A 15227-nucleotide genomic window follows, 5' to 3' on the forward strand; every position below is an offset into this window, starting at 1 on the left:
ACTCAGCAGGAAAAAGAAGATATATTCTGTTGCTTACGTAAACTTTAACGTGAACTGATACAGCGCTCTTCCAGACTCTTCAGCATGAAAATGCCCGCTGCCTTCTACTCCTTGCAGCTCTCCAGTACCGGAATCGCGAACCACTACCATCTGGCTGCTCGCCACGCCTTTCTCGAATTTACCATTGTGCTGAACTACCATGCAGCCAGCTTTGCCATCTATGGTCGCTGTAATGATCTCGTAGCCAACAAAAACGGCATGGTCTGCCGCTTGATGGCACATGAGATACTGGATTTCACCCGCCCCTTCAATGCCACCGCGATAATTTTGCGTGACGGTCGCCAACGATTGTTTAAACCCGCCTTCTCGTTCTACATAGGTGCTCTCATCCCATGCGGTTATGGTAAATTCACCCGAAAATGACTTCATATGACTCTCCGTGTCACATCGATATAACGATTCCAATTTATCCCTGCCTGATTTCACTGGCGAGTGCATCTATAAGAAATACCTAAAAAAGACACACATTCTCAAAAATGGGACAACTCCTTCTTCAAGCTGCCCACTAATTTAGTTTTGACCATACCTGATAAAGCCCGACGGCATGGGTGATACCTATAACAGTGCAAATCACCGAACTTACCCACATGAATGTTTGTTGTGCCCGAAGCTCAATAAGATACGGATGGTCGATGAAGTTCACCGCGACAATACCCAGTACTCCACGAGCCAAATACACTAAGGTGATACCCAGAAGCACCCATTTTGTCCATGGAAGTGGGAACACCAGACCCGCGCCAGAAAGCGCAAATACTCCCCAAATCGCCAACACTGTCCCTATCGCTGCGGTAACCAGAAGCGGATACCAACGTCCTTCTTCTGCCATTTGCGCCATGGCTTCACCGGCACCAAAAAACCGATACCAGTCAGGACCACCCAACACAATGCAACCATGCAGAAAAGCAGCCGTAAAGCTCATGAAGGCGGCAGAAATGAGTACAGTATTCATAGGGTTGGTTTAAGCTCCCAGTAGTGGTAGGTGTTTGAGTTTATGGTAATTTAGAGCGAGATAGAGGCAATGTCTGAGCTGAGGTTCTGCGAGTGGTTTATCAATACGAAAGACAATCGCACGATTTCCCTGATACTCCATTTCATCTCCGTACAGCTCTCTGAATGTTTCCACTAGTGTTGTCTGGCAATGAAAATAGACGCAATAGGTTTGTGGGTCATTTGCATCAAAACCAAGGCGAACAGTACTGCCAGTTTTGACCATGTAGCTGGGCTGCCCCCACTTTAATGTTTCTTCCACACTGCCAAGCTGATGTCCTTCTGCCACGCTAAAAATCAGAGTTCGAACCTGAAGCAAATGTTCTTTTACAGACTTTGGAAACTGGTCAAACACACCTTGTATTTGTTCATCCATGAATCAATTCCTCTTAGCTTCCATTCTCAAGTTACGCCTAGGCTATGCTAAAAAGTTGCCAGTTTTTGTCAGGAGCTGGCAACACAATTGAGTATCAAATCAGTTTTGCAAACATAACCTTAAGATCGCGTTAAGTGCTTTTACCATTTTCTGCTTACAAACCCTTACACAGCTCACATTTTCTGCGTGCTAGCATTCACCCCGCAAATGACCCAAGCCATCCAATCAGGATGCTGGAATGAACAGACAAGGTAACCATAACCGCAATGCTATCCAACGCTTCAAACAAGACACGTACAGATCTTCAACGTTCTGAAACTCTTCTTCAGGAACTGGTGACAGGTCAGTCTAGCCCTCAGGAGCTGCAAGCACTGTTAGGTATGGCGCAAACCATCATTCATCATAAGGAAGACTTGGTGTCACACGTCTACGAATACCCTGCTCGCAAACTGGTGTTTTCGTTTTCCAAAAACATTCTGGTGCTAAAGGAACGCGGCACAGAAAAAGACAACAAATATTATTTTGAGGATATCGAGTAATGAAAAAGTTCTTTTCCGCAGTGCTTCTTGCAATGACCGCAACTGGCTGTGTTTCAACCGATCCAAATGATTCCATTATTCCTACGATGGACAGCATCGCAGGCATTCCATTCGCAGAAGAAAACAAATGCGAAACTGCGCTGGATGAAATGTACCTACACGTTTACGAAAACAGACCATCAACCGTGTTCCGCGTTGGTCAGGCTCAAGGTTTCACCAATGACCAAATTAACGACGCGATTGAAGTAGCAAACAACAACGAAGACAAAGAAATCTACATGCAAGTCATGACAAAGAAACTTTGCAAGTAACACCACTCTCTACTTCTCTCTGGCCGCTCCTGTAGCGGCTTTTTTTGCCCCTAATATACTGAACCAATACGCTGCGAAACTCGTAGCTAGGGTCAGCTCATGTAGCAACTCAAAAACCAATTAAATTGCGCGCAATCTATTTACATTTAAGTTGCGCGCAATTAATATTGCGCACAACTTAATTTTAATACCACAGAGGTTTGTATGTTTGCTGAATTATTCTCTCAATACTCGTTATCCCTTTGGGGGTTATGGCTGATCTTGTTCACCGTTCTGGTTCAGGCGATCATTGCCTCTGTTGCCCACCGCAAACAGAACCACTATGTTCCGGGTATCGTCGACAGCAAACTCAGTCACGAATCCTTCGTATTCCGCAGTCACCGAACGCATCAAAACTCACTCGACAATGTAGTGGTGTTTGTTGTCCCAGCCATACTTGGCATTTTTGCAGGCATGTCTCCTACCACACTGGCCATCTTTGTCTGGATTTATGCCATTGCACGTTTGATTCACATGGCGCTGTACTACGTAATTGCAACAGAACGTAACCCTAGCCCACGCAGCTATTTCTATATCATTGGTTTTATTGCCAATCTTGGATTGTTTATCGCATTAGGAATTAATGGGTTCTAACGCCAAATTCTGATACTTTACGCACCAATAGCCTCAAGATGTTACTCATCTTGGGGTGGAGAGTCGCTTTCATATGGAAGGAGAAGAAAGTGCGATCAGAATTTATTGAAGGACAAGTGCGATTTCGTCCTCACACCTTTGAATTGCCATTGAACTACCAAAACCCGAATGGCGACACCATTTCCGTTTTTGCCAGAGAGCTGGTCGACATCAATGCCGATGAAGCGTCTTTACCATGGCTGGTTTACTTTCAAGGCGGTCCAGGGTTCCCCTCTCCTCGTGTCGATGGTGCTTCTGGCTGGGTGAAACGTGCCCTGAAACAGTTCCGTATTTTACTGCTTGATCAGCGTGGCACAGGCAACAGCAGTGTCATCACTTTCCAAACGCTGCAAGGAAAAAACCCACAGAAGCAAGCCGAATACTTAAGCCACTTTCGTGCAGACAACATCGTTCGTGATGCTGAAGCCATCAGGGAAAAGCTTGGTGTCGGGAAATGGAGTATCCTCGGGCAAAGCTTTGGCGGGTTCTGCTCTTTAACTTACTTATCGATGTTCCCTGAAAAACTGGAACGCTCGCTTATTACCGGTGGCGTTCCGTCTTTGGTTCGCCATGCAGACGACGTGTACCGCGCAACCTACAAGCGAGTAACCGATAAAAACAATGCGTTTTTTGCTCAGCTCCCTTCTGCACAAGCGCAATGCCAGAAGATTGCCGATTTCATTTTGGATAACGAAGTCATCCTGCCGAATGGTCAGCCGTTTACGGTGGAACAATTCCAGTTAATCGGTGCGAATCTAGGGCGAAGTGGTGCTAACGTACCTATGTACTACTTACTGGAAAATGCTTTTGTCACCGTGGATGGCAAGGAAACCCTAAGCTTTGGTTTCTTGAATGCCATGCTTCAGGAGCAAATCTTCCACACCAACCCGATTTACGCTCTCTTGCATGAATCGATATATAACCAGGGTGAGGCTTCTTCTTGGTCGGCACATCGAGTTCGTGATGAATACCCGGAGTTTCATTACCAACCTGGTCAACCTTTCCTGTTTACAGGAGAAATGGTTTATCCGTGGATGTTCGACCAGTTCAAGGGTTTGCAGCCGCTTAAACAAGCGGCAGATTTGTTGGCAGAGAAAGCCGACTGGGGCAGCCTGTATGACGTAGAAAAACTGGCAAGCAATACAGTTCCAGTAGCATGCGCTGTATACGCTGACGACATGTACGTTGAAATGGACTACAGCCGGGAAACTCTGGCTGGTATTCCAAACAGCAAAGCGTGGATCACCAACGAATACGAGCATAACGGTATCGGTGTCGACGGTGAGCGCATTCTGGACAAACTCCTTGAGATGACAGGCGCGATCGCTAATTTACCAAAACGCTAAGATAGCCCCTGCTTTGGAATGCAAAACGTCGGAGTGTATGGGGTTTGTAGACCCTATTCACGACACTCAAAAAAGCGTTTTGCGTTGCCAAAACAGATATCCTCGACCATAGCACCTAGCAGTGAAGTATCGTTTGGTACTTCACCGTTTTCTGCCCAGCGCCCTATCATATCGCACAGAATGCGTCGGAAATATTCATGACGAGTGTAAGACAGAAAGCTGCGTGAATCGGTCAGCATACCCACAAACTGACTGAGCAACCCGAGTTGAGAAAGCTGTTCAAGCTGGCGCTGCATACCGTCTTTCTGGTCGTTGAACCACCAGCCCGATCCAAATTGCACTTTTCCCGCGATGCCTCCTCCTTGAAAATTGCCAATCATGGTCGCCACCATTTCATTGTCTCGTGGGTTCAGGCAATAAAGGATAGTTCGGGGAAGCTGGTCAGATTTATCCATTTCATCCAACAGGCGAGCCAATTCAAATGCGTACGGACGGTCTCCAATGGAGTCAAACCCTGCATCTGCTCCCAGTAAATGAAACATTCGGGTATTATTGTTTCGCTGAGCCCCAATGTGCATCTGCATTACCCAACCTAACTCGGCATAGCGTTTGCCAAGCCAGACCTGAACCGCGGTAGAAAACTGAGCACTCTCTAACTCGGTGGGGATATCGCCATTCAGACGACGAGCCAGCAACGCATCCAAGTCGGACTCCGACGGAATATCCGCAAACCGAACCAATTCAATGCCATGATCCGCAGCTCGGCAACCGTGCTGGTCAAAGTGTGCCAGACGTGTATCAAGTGCTTTCAGCAAGTTATCAAAACGGTGAATTTCAATATCGGATGCTTCTCCCAGCGCTTGCAGATAATCAGAAAATCCTTCCTGTTCTAGCTTAAACGCCCTGTCTGGTCGCCAGCTTGGTAACACCTTAATATCGAATGTGTCGTCCTTAGCAATCGCCAAATGGTGCTCCAAAGAATCGACAGGGTCGTCTGTCGTCCCCACCATTTCTACCTTCATTTGCTTCATAATGCCCCGAGCCGAAAATTCTGGCGCGCTTAACAGCGAATTGCCCTGTTGCCAGATCTCATCCGCAGTTTCTGGACTAAGCAGCACATCAGTTATCCCAAATGGACGGCGCAATTCTATGTGTGTCCAGTGATACAAAGGGTTGCCCAGCGTCTTAGGAACGGTTTTTGCCCACGCCAGATACTTGTCGTAATCACTGGCTTTACCCGTAATAAAATGCTCTTCAATCCCCCCAGTGCGCATGGCACGCCATTTATAATGGTCACCTTCCAGCCAAATTTGGGAAAGATTGCCAAACTGCCGGTTTTCGGCAATATCCGCTGGGTTTAGGTGGCAGTGATAATCGTAGATAGGCTGATGAGAAGCGTAGTCATGATACAACCGACGCGCCGTTTCATTCGAAAGTAAAAAGTCTTCACATAGAAAATTTTTCATATTGGCTTCCTTTTATCTCACCAATGCCTGAACCGTCATACGAGCACCGTTATCCAGCAAAGATTGATAGGAAGAACTGACTGCATCAATCAGCTTCGGATTTTTCCCAATGTCAGGAGAGAAAATCGTGTCGATGTCGAGCAGAGCAGGCACCACTGACGGATTCAGACCGTGATGATCACAGATCTGCCTGAGGGTTTCTGCCATCGGGTCCTTCACATCTATGAAACGTCCCTGCTCATCCACACCAGACACATATCGCATCCAGCCCGCAATCGCGGTTGCCAGCCAAGAGAAGTTTGATCCTTGATTTAAATGAAACTGCAAACTGCCACCCCAGCGCTGCGGAATTTTCTGGCTTCCATCCATCGCGATTTGCCAGGTCTGGTGTTTGAGGTTTGGATTGGAAAAACGCTCAATCAGACGATTAGCGTAACCCTCTATATCTGTGCCTTCCGGCATGTTCAGTGAAGGAGACTGCGCGAGCATCATTAACTCGAACACCACCTGCCGGAAATTTGAATCTGCTATCGCATCCGAGATGTACTTATAACCGGACAGATACCCCAAATACGCCAGAAACGAATGGCTGCCGTTGAGCATACGCAGTTTCATCTCTTCGTAAGGCAATACATCTTCAACAAACTCTGCGCCAGCCAGATCCCAGTCTGGTCTTCCAGCCACGAAATCATCTTCAATCACCCACTGCCGGAAAGGTTCACAGGCAATGGCACAGGGGTCATTGCAACCCAATTGTTCGGTTATTTCTGCCAGAGTATCTTCTGTCGCAGCAGGAACTATCCGATCGACCATGGTACAGGGGAACGAGACATTCTCTCGAATCCAGTCGCTCAGCTCCGGATCGAGTAACCGGGCAAATTCAAGAATTGCCGCCTTAGCGACCCGCCCATTTTCCTGCATGTTGTCGCAAGACAACACAGTAAACGGTCCCAGCCCTTTTTCGCGTCGGATACTCAATGCCTGAACAATGTAGCCAATCGCCGATTTGGGAGTTGAGGGGCTGGCGAGATCTTCTAACACCGCAGGGTTGTTTCTGTCCAGAGTGCCCGTCGCCGGGTCCACACAATACCCCTTCTCTGTAATGGTCAATGAAACGATCGCCACTTGGGGCTCACACATTTTGTCTATCACCGCCTGAATACCATCCAGCTTGGGGTGAAGAGATTCCGTCACAGACTTAATGACTTTCACTTCTGTCGTCTGTGCTCCTTTTTCCTGTACGGTGAATAGGTGGTCCTGCTCGCGTAACGCTTGCGTAAACTCTGCGCCGCTAAAGAGCTTAACGGCACAAATGCCCCAATCCGAACCCGATTTACTGAGCATTTCGTCGGTATAAAGTGCCTGATGCGCTCGATGAAACGCACCGAAACCAATATGAACGATACGGCTTTTGAGAGCAGAGCGGTCATAATCTGGCACCTGAACGTGCTCTTTGAGAGTTGAATTGGAAATCGTCTTCATTGATGTATTCCTTTTACCGAAGGTAAACCTACGGGTGTTTATCTCATTAAAAATTGGTCGTTAAGAATTAATAGTTAAGAATCAGCCTAGGTAGAAACAGGCTTAACTCAGGAACAAAGGTGACTGCCATTAGCGCTGCCACTAACGCAACGTAGAAAGGAAGCAACGGCTTGATAATCTTATCGATGGAAATGTTTGCTACAGAACAACCGATAAAGAGTGCGCTCCCAACTGGTGGCGTACAGATGCCAATGGCCAGGTTAAAGGTCATCATGATGCCGAAATGAACCGGATCGATTCCCATATCCAACGCGATAGGTAAAAAGATGGGTGTAAAAATTAGAATCGCGGGGGTCATGTCCATGAAGATCCCAACTATCAGTAAGATGATGTTGATGATCAGCAGAATCATGAGTGGGTTATCTGAAATCGCCAGAAGCGCATCTGCAATCATGTAAGGAATATCAGCGTTTGCCATCGCCCACGACATCCCCATCGAAGCACCAACCAGTAGCAACACGATAGAGGTCGTCACCGCGGATTCCAGTATGATCCCAGGAATATCGCGCCACCTGACTTCACGATAGATCAATACGGCAAGAATGAATGTATAGACCACCGCGATAGCGGATGCTTCCGTTGCAGTGAAAATACCGCCTATGATCCCGCCCATGATGATCATGATAAGTGCCAGAGAAGGAGCGGCTTTTAAGAACGTATCCCAAATTATCGCCAGTGACGGTCGCTGCGAAAGAGGGTAGCCGCGGCGCTTCGCGATAATACCCGCCACCACCATAATGCTAAGCCCCATCAGAATACCGGGGATGTAACCGGCCAGAAACAGAGCGGCGATAGATGTACCGCCTGACACTAATGAAAATACAATTAAGGTGTTACTTGGCGGGATTAACAAGCCCGAAGGACACGAGGTGATATTGACTGCTGCCGAGAAGTTCTCATCATAGCCATCTTTTTTCTGCAGCGGAGACATAGTACCGCCCACTGCTGCGGCCGAAGCCACCGCTGAACCTGAAATCGAACCAAACATCATGTTCGCCATCACGTTTACGTGTGCAAGAGAACCAGGCAGGCGACCACCTAACACCTTCGCAAAATTTATCAGGCGCAGAGCAATGCCGCCTTGGTTCATGATGTTTCCCGCCAGGATAAAGAACGGGATGGCTAACAGAGCAAAGTTATCTAAGCCTGCGGCCATGCGTTGTGCCACCACTGCGATAGCCGGTTCTAGCGGTAGGCTCATTAAAATGGTGGCTAATGAAGATAAACCGATAGCGAAAGAAATTGGCACACCAATCGCCAAAAGAACTGCGAAGCTACCAAATAAGGTAAGAATTACTTGCCATTCCATTGAGACCTCCTTGTTAATCCGTTTGGTTGTCAGTAAGTAGTACTTCGCCAGACTTCAATTGTCTGATGCGATCAGAAGCAAACACGACCGAATAGAAGATCATTAGGACGCCGCTAATAGGCAGGCAGAAGTAGATGTAACCCATTTTTAAACCAAGCGCTGGCGTCACCTGACCAGTCGCCAGAGTTTTCAATGCCAGTTGAAGCCCTCCATGCACCAGGACCACGTAAGAGAAAAGCGCAATGGCAATCTGAATAACGATTTCATTAATCAGCTTTCGTTTTCCTTGCAGCTTCATCGTCAGTAAGTCGATAGCCAGATGGCGTTTAAGACCTGTGGTGTATGCCGCGCCAATGAGTGCGACCCACATAAAAAGGTAACGGGCAAGTTCATCCGTTATGGTGCTTGGTTTGCCAATTACGTATCGGGACAGTACTTGCCAGACAACGCAAAAGACGAGGAAAGTCGACAGGGAAATGGTAAAGATACCCAGTCCTCTGTTGATGCATTTGACCAATTTATTCATTTTGCTTTCCTTCTAGTGAATGACTGTATCCTACAGAAATTGGTGTACCAATAACTATCACCTGCTTATACACAAGGGTAGTCAACGACAATGCCTTTTCCGAGTAGATTATAATTTAGACAATACGGTTGTCACGTGCGTCGATTCACAAAAATATTGGTTGACCAATAAAACCCTACCAATTGTGATATTGGTCAACCAATGTGATATTTTGCTTTGACAGGTCGCTTTTTAAGCACCAATAATGATTTCGGAACAGGAAATGTTGCCCAAAAACAGATTCCCCCTACATATTGGGCAACCAGTCAATGGAGTATGAAAATGATGAAACATAAGATCCTTTTAAGCACAGCAGCAGGTGCTGTCGTCGCTTTTGGTACAGCTTTCTCTGCTTACGCTGCGACCACTTTGAAACTAAGCCATAATCACCCCCGTGACCATGCTGTACATAAAGCAATGGATCTTATGGCGAAAGAAGTTCGGGAAATGACAGATGGGGAAGTACGCATTCGTATATACCCAGATGCGCAGTTAGGTACACAACGCGAATCAATGGAGCTAATGCAGAATGGGGCTCTGGATATGGTGAAGAGTAACGCTGCTGAGTTGGAAGCGTTCTCTCCCGCTTACTCAGCCTTCAATATGCCTTATCTATTCCGAGACAAAAATCACTACTACAAAGTCACCGACGGCGCGGTAGGGCGAGAAATTCTAAACTCTTCTGCGGATAGTGGCTTCGTTGGTGTCACCTACTACGATGCAGGTGCACGCAGCTTCTACACCAACAAACCAATCAATACACCTGCCGATCTAAAAGGTCTTAAGGTACGCGTGCAGCCAAGCCCGTCAGCGATTGCGATGGTTAAAGCACTGGGTGGTAACCCAACACCTCTTGCATACGGTGAACTGTATACGGCATTGCAGCAAGGTGTTGTCGACGCCGCGGAAAACAACATCCCGTCATTTAGCCTGAGCCGCCACAGTGAAGTGGCTAAGTACTACAGCCTGGACGAACACACCATGGTGCCAGACGTGTTGGTTATCTCTACCAAAAGTCTGGATAAACTGACGCCAGAGCAACAAAAGGCACTGGCTGATGCAGCCGCCATCTCTTCTGAATATATGAAGAAGCTATGGGCAGAATCTGAAGCGAAAGAGCTGGCAAAAGCGAATAAGATTGGCGTTACGTTTGTAGAGCCAGACAAAGCCCCATTTGTTGCAGCCGTTCAATCCATGTACACAGACATAGAAAAGAACAATCCTGAATTACATAAACTGGTTGAGCAAATCAAAGCAGTGCAGTAATTCACAGGGTTAATAGCCATAAAAACAAGGGTTGCCACATTCTGGCACGAAGAGGTTGACCAATTTTCATTGGTCGTTATGATGGCGAAATAAGTGAGTTGGAATATAGCGATAATATCATCATGATGCTTTTTGAACCGAAAAGACCGTATCAAGAAACTGGTTTAGTCTTAAGACAAGAACTGATCGAAGGTCACTACAAAGTAGGAGACCGGTTACCACCTGAACGCGATATTGCAGAACGTCTCGACGTCAGCCGTACCGTTGTACGTGAAGCGATCATCATGCTCGAGCTGGAAAATCTGGTTGAGGTGAAAAAAGGCTCTGGTGTATACGTTATCGATATTCCATCTCAGCCAAGCTCCCGAGAGAATGCGATCAGCGATGACGCTGGTCCATTCGAAATGCTCCAGGCTCGTCAATTGCTGGAAAGTAATATTGCCGAGTTTGCAGCAACACAAGTTACCCCTAATGACATCGTAAAAATGCGAGCAGCTCTCGAACTGGAACGAGAGGAGCTGGCAGCTGGTGCGAAGGAACACAGTGGTGATGAAAAGTTTCATATGTGCATAGCAGAAGCCACTCAAAACTCTGTGTTGGTGGATATGCTGAAACAATCTTGGGAACGACGTGAAAACAGCCCGATGTGGAAGAAACTTCATTCTCACATCGTAGGTCAAGACTACCGACAAGAGTGGTTAGACGATCACGCCAAAATCCTCGCGACATTACAGCGTAAAGATCCTATTGCTGCCAAAAGTGCCATGTGGCAACACCTTGAAAATGTCAAACATCGCCTGTTAGAGCTGTCCGACATTGATGACCCTGATTTTGATGGCTACTTGTTCAGTTCCAATCCGGTTATATCACTGAACACAAAGAAAGATTGAGGGGAAGCCCAAGATCCCAATCAAAACGATATCGCGTTGTAAAACGCATTTTTTCACCAGGTAGAAAAAGGATTAAAAGCTACGTGAGCATAAGAGGTTAATTCCATGGAACAAACTTGGCGGTGGTACGGGCCTAACGACCCTGTGTCACTGGACGATATTCGTCAGGCGGGAGCGACAGGGATAGTGAATGCCCTGCACCACATCCCGAATGGAGAAATATGGTCCAAAGAGGAGATATTAAAACGTAAAGCGATCATCGAAGGAAAAGGTCTTACCTGGTCAGTGGTTGAAAGCGTGCCCGTCCACGAAGAAATCAAAACTCAGACCGGAGATTTCCAATTGTGGATTGATAACTACAAACAAACGTTACGCAATCTTGTGGAGTGTGGTATCGACACCGTCTGCTACAACTTTATGCCAGTACTAGACTGGACAAGGACCGATCTTGAATATGAAATGCCTGATGGTTCAAAAGCTCTGCGCTTCGACCAGATAGCATTTGCCGCTTTCGAGCTTCACATCCTCAAGCGTTCAGGCGCTGCAGAAGAATACACCAGCAATGAACAGGCGCAGGCACTCGGTTATTTTAATCAAATGACTGAAGCCGAGATTCAGAAGCTAACCAACAACATCATTGCAGGGTTACCCGGAACAGAAGAAGGGTACACACTTACTGACTTGCAGGCTAAGTTAGACCGTTATGAGGGAATCAGCAAAGACAAGTTGCGCGAGCACCTGGCTTACTTCCTCTCACAGGTGATCCCTGTGTGTGAGACTCACGGCTTGAAGCTGGCGATTCACCCTGATGATCCCCCGCGCCCCATTCTTGGTTTACCAAGAATCGTGTCCACTCTGGAGGACATCGACTGGCTGGTGAATGAAATTCCAAGCAAGATGAACGGGTTGACCATGTGTACCGGATCTTATGGTGTGCGAGGTGATAATGATTTGGTGAAGATGATCAAAAAGCACGGTAGCCGAATCTTCTTTACTCATTTGCGCTCAACGCAGCGAGAGGAAAGTAACCCACAAACGTTTCATGAGTCAGCACATCTCGGTGGTGACGTGGACATGTACAACGTGGTGAAGGCCATTCTGGGAGAAGAATATCGCCGAGCCCAACAAGGCGATCACCGTTTAATTCCGATGCGCCCGGATCACGGTCATCAGATGTTAGACGATCTCAAAAAGAAGGTTAATCCCGGCTATTCTGCCATTGGTCGTTTAAAAGGACTGGCAGAAGTAAGGGGCTTAGAAATGGGTCTGAAACGGGCATTCTTTGAATAGTGATACAAGCAGAAGTATCGACGTATTGTTAGCCGAATAGAAAAAGAAAAAACCTCCCAACCGGGAGGTTTTTTTCAACTAAAAATCTACTCTTTCACGAAGCGAGTGGGTTTCACTTTTATTTGTTTTTCGATGACTTCGGAATTCGCGTCACCCGCTATGTATTTTGCCAGCACAGCTTCGCTGACATCGAATGGATGGTCCACCTCTGCCTTCAGTTCTTTGAGATTATCTCCGATAAATACATAGTCGAGATGTTCTACTTTCTTTTCTTTGTGGAGCAATCTAAATAGCCCTAAATAATGCAGACTATTCCCACCTTGCTTATTGATGGCGTAAGGAACTACAAACACCATTTCCGATTCGGGATCACCAAAATTCAGAGGCTGGATACCGATGTAGTCCAGAACCACTTCTCCGCGCTGACCATCAACCGTGTAAAACCCTTTTACCTGCTGATAAGGTGCTTCACCGATAAATTGGCTGAGCTGAGCGTTAGAAATACTGTTGGGTACCTGCACTCGCCAAGGCTGCGCATCGTGAAGTGCAAACAACTTAAGCATGACAGGGTCATCGCCTGCTATTTGTTCCTTCTTATGAGAGAACCCCTGCTTGGCATGGATTTCTTCATCCGTCATGTTAAATCGATAAACTGCAGCGACAATCACTACAACCAGCAAAAGGATCGGAATCAGTAAAATCAGAGGGATAGGAAGTAACTTTTTTGACATGGTAGAGCTCACAAGAAATTTGGCTGCCAGTGTACCTTAAAATTGTCATGCTTTATTGACCTGCTCCCAAATAACCTCAAGATGCCGGGTTCAGATCTTCAATATCGACTTTTTGTGCGCTTACCGTCATCAGACAAGATTGCTCTACGGCGTGCCAGGCTTTTCGTTCACTGTCCAGAGGTTCGGATGCCACCACAATGCCATCATCCATGTGTTTATAAAACAAGGTGGGGGCATGATCGTCGGATGCGTAACGAAATGCCCAGATGGTATCACCGTCCGACCAACTGGCGCTGATTCGAAGCGGTTCATCCACCTCTTCTTCTTTCATTAATGACTCGATCGACGCCAGAGTTTTTCTGATGGCTGACTGTATTTCGCCTTCCATTAGTCCATTGGCAATCAGCAGTAGGAAAAGCAGTTCACTGTCGGTTTGCCCTAAACGACAACCGTAAAGAGATTTAGGGATCAGGCGTTCTATATGCCAGCGCAGTTCCGCGTACCCGCCGATTTGACCATTGTGCATGAACAACCAGTTTTTATAGCGAAACGGATGGCAATTAGTGCGAGCGGTCTGGGTGCCCGTCGAAGCTCGAACATGGGCAAAAAACAGAGGAGAAACAATGTGTTCAGACAAGCTTTTTAAGTTGCAGTCACTCCAAGCTGGCAAGACTTCCCGATACAGACCGGGATCGTCTTTTACCCCGTACCATCCCACTCCGAATCCATCTGCATTGATGGCTGTCACCGATTTTCTGGCACTCATGCTTTGCTGAACCAGCGAATATTCCGGCGCGAAAATTAGGTCAGACAGATACGTTTCTTTTCCCTGATAGGCGAGCCATCGGCACATATTTACTCCTGAAATGAATTCCGTTAATAAATTTATTCTCCTCAGAATCAGTATAGTAGTCAGAGACATCTTTCGTCTCTGCGCAATGGAGCAAAAATTAACTTTTGTATTACTTAAAAGACCCTAGCCTTTCTAAGGCATTTTCCAGATATTGCTGCGCGTGCTCTTTAAATACCCGGGCTTTAGCACCGAGTAGCCGACCACTTGGCCAAATCAGATACAGATCCCGTTGCGGACCAAACCAGTCGTCCAGCGGGGTCACCAGCTCCCCCGACTTCAACTGTTCATAAACTTCCGTCGCGGGTAATAAAGCCAGCCCTAAACCGTCTCTTGCAAACTGGCTGGCAATATTGATGTCATCGACTTTCAGAGCACTTCGCTGGCGGATGGTCGCCTTGTCGCCCGTTCTCCGGTTCTGAAATTTCCACACGGGCAAATGCGCGACCGTGATACAGCGATGATGATACAGATCTTCTAAGTCATGAAGAGGAGAAGATTGAGATAAGTAATCTGGCGATGCTACCAAGAAGGTAGAAACAGAACCGACTTTGAGTTGATACAAACGGGAGTCTTTTTGAGGACCTGCTCGAAGCGCAATATCCGCCTGTTCTTCAATGATGTCTTTGTTTTCGTTGTTAAGCTTTAAGCTGAGCTGAATGTCAGGATATTGCCTGATGAACTCTGTCCACATTGGCTGGGCAAACCCAATTGATATATTGGTCGGAGCCAGTACCGTCAGCGAGCCGTTAAGGGTTTCCATCTCGTGGCTTAGTCCGCGAGTTTTGGCTTCAAATTCTGTCACTAAGTCGGAGAACGACTGGTAATACACTTCCCCTTCTGCCGTCAGGCGGAACTGACGTGCCGAGCGATGAATTAGCTGACACCCCAACTTCTCTTCCAGTTTCTTTAGCCGTCTGGTTACTGTAGCAGGGGGAATGTTCAGTACCTTAGACGCTCCTGCGAGCCCCTGAGCCTGCACAATATGAATAAATAAGGCGATATCATCAAACATGATTTCATAATT

At 46.9% G+C, this 15227-nt stretch carries 17 protein-coding genes; 7 read left to right on the forward strand and 10 right to left on the reverse strand.

The genetic code is table 11. The annotated features are described in order from the left end of the window. Nucleotides 1–33: 33 nt before the first annotated feature. The 3 genes from QMG91_RS27600 to QMG91_RS27610 all read right to left on the reverse strand — a co-directional run bounded on the left by QMG91_RS27600 (nucleotide 34) and on the right by QMG91_RS27610 (nucleotide 1423). The gene (locus tag QMG91_RS27600) at nucleotides 34–429 is read right to left on the reverse strand and encodes a DUF3224 domain-containing protein (protein WP_022562131.1); all 396 of its coding nucleotides are present in this window, start codon (nucleotides 427–429) and stop codon (nucleotides 34–36) included. 136 nt (nucleotides 430–565) lie between these two features. Then, nucleotides 566–1009, reverse strand: a complete 444-nt coding sequence (locus QMG91_RS27605; protein ID WP_022612285.1) for a hypothetical protein — start codon at nucleotides 1007–1009, stop codon at nucleotides 566–568. Between the two features lie 9 nt (nucleotides 1010–1018). Further along, nucleotides 1019–1423, reverse strand: a complete 405-nt coding sequence (locus QMG91_RS27610) for a DUF1801 domain-containing protein (RefSeq protein ID WP_281831234.1) — start codon at nucleotides 1421–1423, stop codon at nucleotides 1019–1021. 266 nt (nucleotides 1424–1689) lie between these two features. On the opposite strand from QMG91_RS27610, the gene QMG91_RS27615 reads away from it, so the two are divergent. The 4 genes from QMG91_RS27615 to QMG91_RS27630 all read left to right on the forward strand — a co-directional run bounded on the left by QMG91_RS27615 (nucleotide 1690) and on the right by QMG91_RS27630 (nucleotide 4291). Next, on the forward strand, nucleotides 1690–1962 hold the full coding sequence (locus tag QMG91_RS27615; protein WP_281831235.1) for a hypothetical protein: 273 nt from the start codon (nucleotides 1690–1692) through the stop codon (nucleotides 1960–1962). Continuing rightward, entirely contained in the window at nucleotides 1962–2273 is a 312-nt protein-coding gene (locus QMG91_RS27620) for a hypothetical protein (RefSeq protein ID WP_022562134.1), read from the forward strand. The genes QMG91_RS27615 and QMG91_RS27620 overlap by 1 nt, the downstream gene beginning before the upstream one ends. A gap of 204 nt (nucleotides 2274–2477) precedes the next feature. After that, nucleotides 2478–2906 carry an MAPEG family protein gene (locus QMG91_RS27625; RefSeq protein WP_281831237.1) on the forward strand — a complete coding sequence of 143 codons (429 nt, stop codon included), beginning with the start codon at nucleotides 2478–2480 and terminating at the stop codon, nucleotides 2904–2906. A gap of 89 nt (nucleotides 2907–2995) precedes the next feature. Beyond that, on the forward strand, nucleotides 2996–4291 hold the full coding sequence (locus QMG91_RS27630) for an alpha/beta fold hydrolase (protein WP_281831239.1): 1296 nt from the start codon (nucleotides 2996–2998) through the stop codon (nucleotides 4289–4291). A gap of 53 nt (nucleotides 4292–4344) precedes the next feature. On the opposite strand, the gene uxaC is transcribed toward QMG91_RS27630, so the two are convergent. From uxaC to QMG91_RS27650, 4 genes are all read right to left on the reverse strand, one after another. Beyond that, nucleotides 4345–5757: a glucuronate isomerase gene (gene uxaC, locus QMG91_RS27635; protein WP_281831240.1), complete on the reverse strand. Its 1413-nt coding sequence runs from the start codon at nucleotides 5755–5757 to the stop codon at nucleotides 4345–4347. Between the two features lie 12 nt (nucleotides 5758–5769). Next, nucleotides 5770–7239: a mannitol dehydrogenase family protein gene (locus tag QMG91_RS27640; RefSeq protein ID WP_281831242.1), complete on the reverse strand. Its 1470-nt coding sequence runs from the start codon at nucleotides 7237–7239 to the stop codon at nucleotides 5770–5772. Between the two features lie 67 nt (nucleotides 7240–7306). Then, complete coding sequence (locus QMG91_RS27645) at nucleotides 7307–8608, reverse strand: TRAP transporter large permease (protein WP_004404200.1); 1302 nt, start codon at nucleotides 8606–8608, stop codon at nucleotides 7307–7309. 13 nt (nucleotides 8609–8621) lie between these two features. Further along, nucleotides 8622–9134, reverse strand: coding sequence for a TRAP transporter small permease (locus QMG91_RS27650; RefSeq protein ID WP_004404196.1), 513 nt, complete (start codon nucleotides 9132–9134; stop codon nucleotides 8622–8624). Nucleotides 9135–9455: 321 nt separating this feature from the next. Here QMG91_RS27650 and QMG91_RS27655 point away from each other — a divergent pair, with 321 nt between their 5' ends. The 3 genes from QMG91_RS27655 (at nucleotide 9456) to uxuA (ending at nucleotide 12619) form a co-directional block, all read left to right on the forward strand. After that, entirely contained in the window at nucleotides 9456–10439 is a 984-nt protein-coding gene (locus QMG91_RS27655; RefSeq protein ID WP_004404195.1) for a TRAP transporter substrate-binding protein, read from the forward strand. 98 nt (nucleotides 10440–10537) lie between these two features. Further along, complete coding sequence (locus QMG91_RS27660; protein WP_038199745.1) at nucleotides 10538–11329, forward strand: FCD domain-containing protein; 792 nt, start codon at nucleotides 10538–10540, stop codon at nucleotides 11327–11329. Between the two features lie 105 nt (nucleotides 11330–11434). Beyond that, a complete protein-coding gene (gene uxuA / locus QMG91_RS27665) occupies nucleotides 11435–12619 on the forward strand; it encodes a mannonate dehydratase (protein ID WP_281831246.1) in 1185 nt (394 codons plus the stop codon). Nucleotides 12620–12705: 86 nt separating this feature from the next. Here the strand turns inward: uxuA and QMG91_RS27670 are convergent, their stop codons facing one another. From QMG91_RS27670 to QMG91_RS27680, 3 genes are all read right to left on the reverse strand, one after another. Then, nucleotides 12706–13350, reverse strand: coding sequence for a hypothetical protein (locus QMG91_RS27670; protein ID WP_281831248.1), 645 nt, complete (start codon nucleotides 13348–13350; stop codon nucleotides 12706–12708). A gap of 76 nt (nucleotides 13351–13426) precedes the next feature. Continuing rightward, the gene (locus QMG91_RS27675; protein ID WP_022608040.1) at nucleotides 13427–14203 is read right to left on the reverse strand and encodes a class II glutamine amidotransferase; all 777 of its coding nucleotides are present in this window, start codon (nucleotides 14201–14203) and stop codon (nucleotides 13427–13429) included. 109 nt (nucleotides 14204–14312) lie between these two features. Beyond that, nucleotides 14313–15215, reverse strand: a complete 903-nt coding sequence (locus tag QMG91_RS27680) for a LysR family transcriptional regulator (protein ID WP_281831250.1) — start codon at nucleotides 15213–15215, stop codon at nucleotides 14313–14315. Nucleotides 15216–15227: the final 12 nt, after the last annotated feature.

This window comes from Vibrio nigripulchritudo, from assembly GCF_027924785.1.
Classification (GTDB): domain Bacteria; phylum Pseudomonadota; class Gammaproteobacteria; order Enterobacterales; family Vibrionaceae; genus Vibrio; species Vibrio nigripulchritudo.